Source organism: Burkholderia sp. Bp8994, assembly GCF_003853805.1.
In the GTDB taxonomy this organism is placed as follows: Bacteria; Pseudomonadota; Gammaproteobacteria; order Burkholderiales; family Burkholderiaceae; genus Burkholderia.
On the sequence record NZ_QTQH01000017.1, the window covers coordinates 155,024 to 164,015 of the forward strand.

General features: G+C 65.7%; 11 protein-coding genes. 3 read left to right on the forward strand and 8 right to left on the reverse strand.

What is annotated here, in order from left to right; all coding sequences use genetic code 11:
• Positions 1–74 precede the first annotated feature (74 nt).
• The 5 genes from DIE04_RS20155 to rpsP form a co-directional block, all read right to left on the reverse strand.
• Positions 75–761 carry a CoA pyrophosphatase gene (locus tag DIE04_RS20155; protein WP_124487487.1) on the reverse strand — a complete coding sequence of 229 codons (687 nt, stop codon included), beginning with the start codon at positions 759–761 and terminating at the stop codon, positions 75–77.
• Between the two features lie 87 nt (positions 762–848).
• Positions 849–1,241: a 50S ribosomal protein L19 gene (gene rplS / locus DIE04_RS20160; protein WP_006486838.1), complete on the reverse strand. Its 393-nt coding sequence runs from the start codon at positions 1,239–1,241 to the stop codon at positions 849–851.
• A gap of 133 nt (positions 1,242–1,374) precedes the next feature.
• Entirely contained in the window at positions 1,375–2,169 is a 795-nt protein-coding gene (gene trmD, locus DIE04_RS20165) for a tRNA (guanosine(37)-N1)-methyltransferase TrmD (protein ID WP_124487488.1), read from the reverse strand.
• Positions 2,169–2,846, reverse strand: a complete 678-nt coding sequence (gene rimM, locus DIE04_RS20170) for a ribosome maturation factor RimM (protein WP_124487489.1) — start codon at positions 2,844–2,846, stop codon at positions 2,169–2,171. Before rimM ends, trmD begins: the two co-directional genes overlap by 1 nt.
• A 42-nt stretch (positions 2,847–2,888) precedes the next feature.
• Positions 2,889–3,143, reverse strand: coding sequence for a 30S ribosomal protein S16 (gene rpsP, locus DIE04_RS20175; protein WP_006476550.1), 255 nt, complete (start codon positions 3,141–3,143; stop codon positions 2,889–2,891).
• Between the two features lie 153 nt (positions 3,144–3,296).
• Here rpsP and DIE04_RS20180 point away from each other — a divergent pair, with 153 nt between their 5' ends.
• Positions 3,297–4,436 (forward strand): sorbosone dehydrogenase family protein, encoded by a 1,140-nt coding sequence (locus DIE04_RS20180; RefSeq protein ID WP_124487490.1) that lies wholly within the window; start codon positions 3,297–3,299, stop codon positions 4,434–4,436.
• Between the two features lie 111 nt (positions 4,437–4,547).
• On the forward strand, positions 4,548–5,015 hold the full coding sequence (locus DIE04_RS20185) for an NINE protein (protein WP_044844818.1): 468 nt from the start codon (positions 4,548–4,550) through the stop codon (positions 5,013–5,015).
• An 18-nt stretch (positions 5,016–5,033) separates the two neighbouring features.
• On the opposite strand, the gene DIE04_RS20190 is transcribed toward DIE04_RS20185, so the two are convergent.
• Both DIE04_RS20190 and DIE04_RS20195 read right to left on the reverse strand, forming a co-directional pair.
• A complete protein-coding gene (locus DIE04_RS20190) occupies positions 5,034–6,212 on the reverse strand; it encodes a PA0069 family radical SAM protein (RefSeq protein WP_124487491.1) in 1,179 nt (392 codons plus the stop codon).
• 91 nt (positions 6,213–6,303) lie between these two features.
• Positions 6,304–6,792, reverse strand: coding sequence for an Lrp/AsnC ligand binding domain-containing protein (locus tag DIE04_RS20195; protein WP_044844820.1), 489 nt, complete (start codon positions 6,790–6,792; stop codon positions 6,304–6,306).
• A gap of 145 nt (positions 6,793–6,937) precedes the next feature.
• Between DIE04_RS20195 and DIE04_RS20200 the strand changes: the two genes are divergently transcribed.
• On the forward strand, positions 6,938–8,224 hold the full coding sequence (locus tag DIE04_RS20200) for a D-amino acid dehydrogenase (RefSeq protein WP_124487492.1): 1,287 nt from the start codon (positions 6,938–6,940) through the stop codon (positions 8,222–8,224).
• A 324-nt stretch (positions 8,225–8,548) separates the two neighbouring features.
• On the opposite strand, the gene DIE04_RS20205 is transcribed toward DIE04_RS20200, so the two are convergent.
• Positions 8,549–8,992 (reverse strand): electron transfer flavoprotein subunit alpha/FixB family protein (locus DIE04_RS20205; protein ID WP_221621950.1); only part of this gene is annotated, 444 nt, incomplete at its 5' end.

The window sequence follows — 8,992 nt, forward strand, 5'->3', positions numbered from 1 at the left end:
CACAGCGTAAGCGACGCATGGCTGACGATGCGATCGCCCGGCGGCCGGCCGCGCGCGCCGCACAGCGCGGGAAGTCAGCCGGCTGCCAAAAAGCGGTAGAGATTGCGCAACATGCCGGCAGTTGCGCCCCAGATGAAGTAATGCCCGGCTGATTCGCCACTGGGATAGGGCATCGCAAAAAAACGACGCTCGCCGCCTTCCCAGCGGAACACGCGCACCTGGTGGTTCGCGGGGCTCATCAGGAACGCGAGCGGCACCTCGAAAATCTCGGCGACTTCGAACGTGTCGGCCTGCACGGTGAACGGCGGATGCACGAGCGCCACGACGGGCGTCACGCAGAAACCGGTCCCCGTCAGGTAGTCGGGCAGCGCACCGAGAATCTCCACCGGCTCGGCGGCCAGTCCGATTTCTTCCTTCGCCTCGCGCAACGCGGTTGCCGTCGCATCGCGATCGAACGGCTCGCGACGGCCGCCGGGGAAGCTGATCTGCCCGGCATGGTCGTTCAGGTGATCGGCGCGCTGGGTCAGCAGCACGGTGAGGCCGCTCTCGCGAACGACGAGCGGGATGAGGACGGCGGCGCTGCGCGGGTCGACGCCCTCCTGCAGCCGCGCCTCGCCGGGCTCGACGCTCCATTCGAGCGTGCGCGCAAAACGCGCGCGCAGCCCGGGCGGCGTCATCAGGCGGGACTCGATGGACGGCAGGCCCGCGCCGGTGCCTTCAACCGGCAGCACTTCGGGATCAATGATGGGGCGGCGATTCAATGGGGCTCTCGTGTTCGTGACATAACGAGCATATTGTCGCGCCAGAATGAAAAAAGCACCCGGGTGGGTGCTTTTTCCTTACAGCTCTTACTCTTGGGAAGCTGCTGCGGCGCGATCCTTCGACACCAGCTTTTCCTTGATACGAGCCGACTTGCCCGAACGCTCGCGCAGGTAGTACAGCTTCGCACGACGCACATCACCGCGACGCTTCACGACGATGCTCGCCAGCAGCGGCGAGTACGTCTGGAACGTACGCTCGACGCCTTCGCCCGACGAGATCTTGCGGACGATGAAGTTCGAGTTCAGGCCGCGGTTGCGAATCGCGATCACGACGCCTTCGTAAGCCTGAACGCGCTTGCGGTTACCTTCAACCACGTTCACGTTCACGATCACCGTGTCGCCCGGGGCGAAATCGGGGATCGTCTTGCCGGCGAGCGCGCGCTCGATCTCTTCCTGCTCAAGTTTTGCGATCAGATTCATTACTGACTCCTTATGCCATCTTGTCGGCGTTTGCACCCGCCCGTTTCCAGGCCTGGCCCCGATAGAGGATGGATTCACATCAGGCACCGCACACACATGCACGGCACCGCCATTTCCCGTCCGCGACGCCGCCTCAAGAGGCGTTCTTCGCTTCGCGTGCGAGGTTCGCAAGCCACGCCTCGTCGGCACGACTCAGCAACTTCTCGCGGCGCGCCCGGACGATCAGGTCCGGCCGCTTCCGCAACGTATTCTTCAATGCTTCCTGCCGCCGCCACTTCTCGATCTCGGCATGATGCCCGCCGAGCAGCACGTCCGGCACGCGCATTCCCTCGTATTCCTCGGGGCGCGTGTAATGCGGGCAATCGAGCAGCCCGTCGGCGAAGCTGTCCTGCACGGCCGACTGCGCATCGTTCAGCACGCCGGGCAACAGGCGCACGACGGCATCCATCATCGCCATCGCCGGCAGTTCGCCGCCGGACAGAACGAAATCGCCGAGGCTGATTTCCTCGTCGACACAACGGTCGAGCAGACGCTGATCGATCGCCTCGTAGCGACCGCACAGCACGATGACACCAGGCTCCTGCGCCATCCGCACCGCACGTTCATGCGTGAACGGCGCACCTTGTGGCGACATCATCACCACCCGCGTGCTCGCGACGCCCTGCTCCGCCTGCGCGGCTTTCGCAGCACCGATCGCGGCCTCGAGCGGCCTGGCCAGCATCACCATGCCCGGACCGCCGCCGTACGGACGATCGTCGACCGTGCGGTAGTTGTCCGTCGTGAAATCACGCGGATTCCAGGTGCGCAGCCCGAAGCGCTCCTGCTTCACGGCCCGGCTGGTGATTCCCCAGTCGGTCAGCGCGCGGAACATTTCGGGAAAGAGCGTGACGACGTCGAACTGCACCGCGCTCTCCGTAACCTGGTTCATTAGTAATCGGCTTCCCAGTCGACGACGATGCGACGTGCCGCCTGATCCACCGTCTTGACGTAGACGCCGACGAACGGAATCAGCCGCTCGTCGGTGGTCGGCCGACCATCCTTGCCGACTGCCGGATACTCGACGCGCATGATCGAATGCACGCCGTTGTCGATCATCCCGCTCACCGTCCCGAGCGCCACCGATTGCTCGTTGACGACCTCGAGGCCGATCAGGTCGACCCAATAGAATTCGTCCGCGGCCAATGCCGGGAAATCTTCCCGGCGCACGAACACGCGAAAGCCGCGCAAAGCCAGTGCGGCATCGCGGTCGCTGACACCCGCGGTATGCGCGACGACCGTGTCGCCGTGCGTCTTCGACTGCAGGATGCGGGCGGACAACCGCTCCCCACCCCGTTCCAGCCACCAGCGGCGCGCCGTGAGCAGCGCATCGCCGCCGCGACCGGCGTCGGCATGCGTCGCCACCTTGACCCAGCCTTTCAGGCCGTAGGCGTCGACCACTGCCCCGACCTCGACAGCATCGTCGGGCCAGGCTTGCACCGCTTCGAGACTGCCCTGCTCGGCAGCCGTACCGGCGCTCGCGACAGTGTCGCGCTCGACCGGCTTGCGGACGAATGCGCCAAACGACGCTCGCCCGCGCCTTGCGTTACCGGAATCGTGACCGGACATCAATGCTCCTTGCAGCCGGCACGACCGGCACACCGCGCCATGTTAGGCAGCCGGTTGCGCCTTTTGCGCTTCCTTCACGAGACGCTGGACGGTCGGCGACAGTTGCGCGCCAACGCCTTGCCAGTACGTCAGGCGGTCCTGAGCGATACGCAGCGATTCGCCCTTCGTGGCGACCGGGTTGTAGAAGCCGACGCGCTCGATGAAGCGGCCGTCACGACGGTTGCGCGAATCGGTAGCAACGATGTTGTAGAACGGGCGCTTCTTCGAGCCGCCGCGAGCCAGACGGATGATAACCATATGAAATCCTTCGGGAAAACCGGGTTCGAAACTACTGAAACGTGCGATTATAGCCGGAAACCAAAGCCACAACAAACACTTACGCGCAAAAATTCCGCAGACGCCCTGTTCGCCGGGCATACAATCGTCGCGTCCACGACGCTTCCCGCCGCCATGCCGCTATTTCGCGTCACCCCGACGCGCCGCGCGCAGCACCGCCTCGCAGGCTTGCTGACCGGCCTCGTCACCTGTTTCGCATCCGCCGCGGCTTGCGCCGCGCCACCGGTGGACGAACTCGTCGTGCCGCCCGGCTTCCATGTCGACGTGCTGACCAATGCCGTGCCGACCGCCCGCGAAATGGCGTGGTCGCCGCGCGGCATCCTGTATGTCGGCTCGCGGGAAGGCCGCGTGCATGCCTTCGTGATGCAAGAGGGCCGGATCACTGCCCGCCATGTGATCGCGTCGGGGCTCGACACGCCCGTCGGCGTCGCGTATCGCGATGGCGCACTCTATATCTCCGCCGTGTCGCGCATCCTGCGCCTCGACCACATCGACGACCGGCTCGCCGGGCCGCCCGCGCCGGCGGTCGTGACGGACGCGCTGCCGACCGATCATCATCACGGCTGGAAATTCATCGCGTTCGGCCCCGACGGCAAGCTCTACGTGCCGGTCGGCGCACCGTGCAACGTCTGCCTCGCCGATCGCAGCCGATACGCGATCATCGCACGCATGCACGCCGACGGCAGCAACCGCGAAGTATTTGCCCGCGGCGTGCGCAATACCGTCGGCTTCGCGTGGCACCCCGATTCGGGCGAGCTATGGTTCACCGACAACGGGCGCGACATGATGGGCGACGACGTGCCCGACGACAAGCTGAACCGTGCGCCGCGCGCGGGCCTCGATTTCGGCTTCCCGTACTGCCATGGCGGCGACACGCCCGACCCCGAATTCGGGAGTCCCGACGTGTGCCGGCGCTACGCGCCGCCCGCGCTGAAACTCGGCGCGCACGTCGCGGCGCTCGGCATGCGCTTCTATACGGGGCCGATGTTTCCGGCGTCGTATCGCAACAACATCTTCATTGCCGAGCACGGTTCGTGGAATCGCAGCACGAAGGTCGGCTACCGCGTGATGCGCGCTGTCGTGTCGGCCGACGGCAGTCATACGCGCCAGACGCCGTTCATCACGGGCTGGCTGCGCGCGGACGGCAGCGTGTGGGGACGCCCGGCCGACGTACTGCCGCTACCGGACGGCTCGCTGCTCGTCAGCGACGACTACGCGGGCGCCATCTACCGTGTCACCTATGCGGCACCTTGACGCAGCCGAGGGGTGACCGGGCCCGACCGGGCATCGTAGAATGCGTGCCGGGCCCGAGCGCCCTGCGCCGGCCTGCCGGCCGCCCATGCCACCGATAATCCGCCGCCACCCATGTCCAGCAGCACCGCATCGCCCCGCCGCTTCCGCTCCAAGACGCTCACCGCCGCCCTCGCGTTCCTGTTCGGTTCGCTCGGCGCGCACCGCTTCTACCTGTACGGCTTGCGCGACGTGTACGGCTGGGCGCACCTGCTCGCGACGATCGTCGGGATCCCGGGTTTCCTGCTGCTCGCCGCGACCCAGCGCAGTGCCGGCCTCGGCTGGTGGCTCGCCGTGCCGGGTGCGATCTCGCTGCTGGCCGCGTTCCTCGCCGCGCTCGTCTACGGCCTGCGCCCCGACGAGAAATGGGACGCGCAATTCAATGCCGACACGGGCAAGCACAGCCGGTCAGGCTGGACGGTGATCTTCATCGTGATCTTCTCGCTGCTGATTGGCGCGTTCCTGCTGATGACCGCGCTCGCGCTGTCGTTCCAGACGTATTTCGAGTCGCAAGTCGAAGCGGCGAAGCAAATCTCGCAGTAAGCTGCCGACGCGGGTCGGTCAGAACAGGCTCAACTGCACGTCGTCGCGCGAGTTCGCGCCAGTTGCGCCCGCCAACGCGCGCTGCGCGGCCGCCCCGGCCGCCGGCGCACCGCGAAACTGCGACAGATCCAGAACGCCGTTCCTGCGCTCGTTCAACCCAAGCCGCTTCACGGCCTGACGGAAACGCTGCCGCAACAGGTCGGCCCAGATCCCCTCGCCCTTCATCCGTTTCGAGAAATCCGAGTCGTAGTCCTTCCCGCCGCGCATGTCGCGCACGCGATTCATCACGCGCTCCGCTCGATCGGGGAAATGCGCGGAGAGCCAGTTCTTGAACAGTGGCGCGACCTCCCACGGCAGCCGCAGGATGATGTAGCTCGCGTGCGTCGCGCCGGCTTCCGCACAGGCTTCCAGCACACGCTCCATGTCCGGCTCGGTGACGAACGGGATCATCGGTGCAATGCTCACACCCACGGGCACGCCCGCGTCGCGCAGTGCGCGGATCGTACGCAGCCGGCGCGCCGGAGTCGCCGCACGCGGCTCGAGCGTGCGCGCGAGATCGGCGTCGAGCGTCGTGATCGTGACTGCGGCCATCACCTGCCCGCGCTCGGCCATCGGGGCCAACAGATCCAGATCGCGCTCGATCAGCGACGATTTCGTGATCGCGGCGAACGGCAGCCCGTAATCGTGCATCACCTGGATCACGCTACGCGTGATGCGCAGATCGCGCTCGACGGGCTGGTATGCATCGGTGTTGACGCCGAGCGCGATCGGCTCCGGCACGTAGCGCTTGCGCGAAATCTCGCGCTCGAGCAGTTCGGCCGCGTTGACCTTCGCGTAGATGCGACTCTCGAAATCGAGCCCCGGCGACAGGCCGAGATAGCTATGGGTCGGCCGTGCGAAGCAGTAGATGCAGCCATGCTCGCAGCCGCGATACGGATTGAGCGACACGCTGAACGGAATGTCCGGCGACTGGTTGTGCGTCAGGATGCTCTTTGCGCGCTCCTCGAACACCTGGGTGCGCAGCGGAGCAGGCAGATCGGCGTCGCCCGATTCGTGCGTCCAGCCGTCGTCGACCGCTTCGCGCAGCGCCGTTTCGTACCGCCCCTGGAGATTGTCGACCGCACCGCGCCCCTTGCGGGGCGCCGGCGGCGCTATCGGAAATTCGTTGTCGGACCGACCGTCCATGTGCTCACCCATTCGCCTGCACCCAATACTGTATATTTATACAGTATTGGGTGCAGCATGCCAAGGGTGAGATAGCGGAGCCGGCAGCGGGCCCCCGCCGCGCTCATTCGCCGACCGAAATCGTCAGCGTCTCCTTGATTTCCTCCATCACGACATAGCTCTTCGACTGCACCGCGCCGGGAAGTTGCAGCAGGATGTCGCCGAGCAGCTTGCGATAGTCGGCCATTTCGCCGATCCGCGCCTTGATCAGGTAGTCGAAGTCGCCGGACACGAGATGACATTCGAGCACCTCGTCGATCTTCATCACTTCGCGGCGGAACTGCTCGAACATGTTGCCGCCCTTGTGGCCGAGTGTGATCTCGACGAACACCAGCAGCGCGGCATCCAGCTGGTGAGGATCGACGCGTGCGTGGTAGCCGGTGATCACGCCGTCGCGCTCCATGCGCCGCACGCGCTCGATGCACGGCGTGACGGTCAGTCCGACCTGTTCCGCGAGGTCCTTCATCGCCATCCGGCCGTCGTCCTGGAGCAGTTTCAGGATGCGCCGGTCGAGCTTGTCGAGCGAGCGTACTGGCTGGCGTTGCGTTCTCATTTGTTTATGCTGAAAACCTGAAAAATACGATAACAAAACCTACACATTCGACAATACCATAGCGCAAAAAACTAGATCAGCTAGAGGTTACACGGAGACGCAGGTGCGCCCGGCCTCGACCTGATCCCTTCCATCTGGAGCAGCTATGCGAGTCGTCATTCTGGGCAGCGGTGTGGTGGGCGTGGCAAGCGCGTATTACCTCGCGCGCGCCGGTCATGAAGTCACGGTGATCGACCGGGAAGCCGGCCCGGCGCTCGAGACGAGCTTCGCAAACGCAGGTCAGATCTCGCCCGGCTATGCGGCGCCGTGGGCCGCGCCCGGCGTGCCGCTGAAGGCCGTCAAGTGGATGTTCGAGAAGCACGCGCCGCTCGCGATCCGCCTCGACGGCACGCGCTTCCAGCTCCAGTGGATGTGGCAGATGCTGCGCAACTGCACGGCCGAGCGCTATGCGGTCAACAAGGGCCGCATGGTCCGCCTCGCCGAATACAGCCGCGATTGCCTGCAGGCGCTGCGCGCCGACACGGGCATCGAGTACGAAGGGCGCACGGGCGGCACGCTGCAACTGTTCCGCACGCAACAGCAACTCGACGGCGCGGCGAAGGACATCGCGGTGCTGCAGGAAGCGAACGTGCCGTTCGAACTGCTGTCGCCGGCCGAACTGAAAAATGCCGAACCGGCGCTCGCCGCCGTGTCGCACAAGCTGACCGGCGGCCTGCGCCTGCCCGGCGACGAAACGGGCGACTGCCAGCTGTTCACGACGCGCCTCGCGGCGCTCGCGGAATCGCTCGGCGTGAAGTTCCGCTACAACACGCCGATCGACGCGCTCGCGATCGCGGGCGGCAAGATCGCCGGCGTGCAGTGCGGCAGCGAGACGGTGCGCGCGGATGCGTACGTCGTCGCGCTCGGCTCGTACTCGACCCGCTTCGTCTCGAACCTGATGAAGATTCCGGTCTATCCGCTGAAGGGCTATTCGATCACCGCGCCGATCGTCGATGAGGCGGCCGCACCCGTGTCGACGGTGCTCGACGAAACCTACAAGATCGCGATCACGCGTTTCGACCAGCGCATCCGTGTCGGCGGCATGGCGGAGATCGTCGGTTTCGACAAGAACCTGCGCGCAGCGCGCCGCGACACGCTGGAAATGTGCGTGAACGACCTGTTCCCGGGCGGCGGCGACACGTCGAAGGCAACCTTCTGGACGGGCCTGCGCCCGATGACGCCGGACGGCACGCCGATCGTCGGCCGCACGCCGGTCTCGAACCTGTTCCTGAACACCGGCCACGGCACGCTCGGCTGGACGATGTCGTGCGGATCGGGCCAGTTGCTCGCCGACCTGATCTCGGGCAAGAAGCCGGCGATCCAGGCCGACGACCTGTCGGTGCATCGCTACCTGAAGGACGTGGCCGGCCAGACGCGCCCGGCATACGCATAAGTCGGGACGGCCCGCGGCGACGCAGGCCGGTCGGTATCAGTGGAGAAGGCGCCCGTCAGGGCGCCTTTTTCGTTTCAGCGCATGCGATACCTGCTCGGAAAGGGGCTTGCGTCAACGCGCACGCGCGTTACCCCTTCGCTCCGGCGATCGATGCTTCGGTCCCATCTGCTCGCACAAAAACTGTTCCGTACGGCATGGTGCGATGGCGATGCGCTGCATCGAAGACAGATGCGTCCCCGCCCCTTCTGCCATTGCACAAAAAAAGGGGCGCTCATCGCGCCCCTTGTCGTACGACTTGCTGCCGAAGCATCAAGTCACGCAGCGTCAGCCCAGCTCGTTCACGAGCTCCGGCACGAGCGCGAACAGATCGCCGACGAGGCCGTAGTCGGCCACGCTGAAGATCGGCGCTTCCGGATCCTTGTTGATCGCGACGATCACCTTCGAATCCTTCATGCCGGCCAGATGCTGGATCGCACCCGAGATGCCGACCGCGATGTACAGCTGCGGCGCGACGATCTTGCCGGTCTGGCCGACTTGATAGTCGTTCGGCACGTAACCGGCGTCGACTGCCGCGCGCGATGCGCCGAGTGCGGCGCTCAGCTTGTCGGCCAGCGGCTCGAGAACCTTCGTGTAGTTCTCGCCGCTGCCCAGGCCGCGGCCGCCCGACACGATGATGCTCGCCGACGTCAGTTCCGGACGGTCCAGCTTCGTCACTTCACGGCTCACGAACTGCGACTTGCCTGCGTCCGCCGCGGCTTCGATCTTCTC

What these genes read in the sequence shown, in the direction of transcription:
- DIE04_RS20185 (WP_044844818.1), top strand. Translation starts at nt 4,548, where the DNA reads ATGTCCAGCAGCACCGCATCGCCCCGCCGCTTCCGCTCCAAGACGCTC.
- DIE04_RS20195 (WP_044844820.1), bottom strand. Translation starts at nt 6,792, where the DNA reads ATGAGAACGCAACGCCAGCCAGTACGCTCGCTCGACAAGCTCGACCGG.
- rimM (WP_124487489.1), bottom strand. Translation starts at nt 2,846, where the DNA reads ATGTCCGGTCACGATTCCGGTAACGCAAGGCGCGGGCGAGCGTCGTTT.
- DIE04_RS20180 (WP_124487490.1), top strand. Translation starts at nt 3,297, where the DNA reads ATGCCGCTATTTCGCGTCACCCCGACGCGCCGCGCGCAGCACCGCCTC.
- DIE04_RS20190 (WP_124487491.1), bottom strand. Translation starts at nt 6,212, where the DNA reads ATGGGTGAGCACATGGACGGTCGGTCCGACAACGAATTTCCGATAGCG.
- rplS (WP_006486838.1), bottom strand. Translation starts at nt 1,241, where the DNA reads ATGAATCTGATCGCAAAACTTGAGCAGGAAGAGATCGAGCGCGCGCTC.
- trmD (WP_124487488.1), bottom strand. Translation starts at nt 2,169, where the DNA reads ATGAACCAGGTTACGGAGAGCGCGGTGCAGTTCGACGTCGTCACGCTC.
- DIE04_RS20200 (WP_124487492.1), top strand. Translation starts at nt 6,938, where the DNA reads ATGCGAGTCGTCATTCTGGGCAGCGGTGTGGTGGGCGTGGCAAGCGCG.
- rpsP (WP_006476550.1), bottom strand. Translation starts at nt 3,143, where the DNA reads ATGGTTATCATCCGTCTGGCTCGCGGCGGCTCGAAGAAGCGCCCGTTC.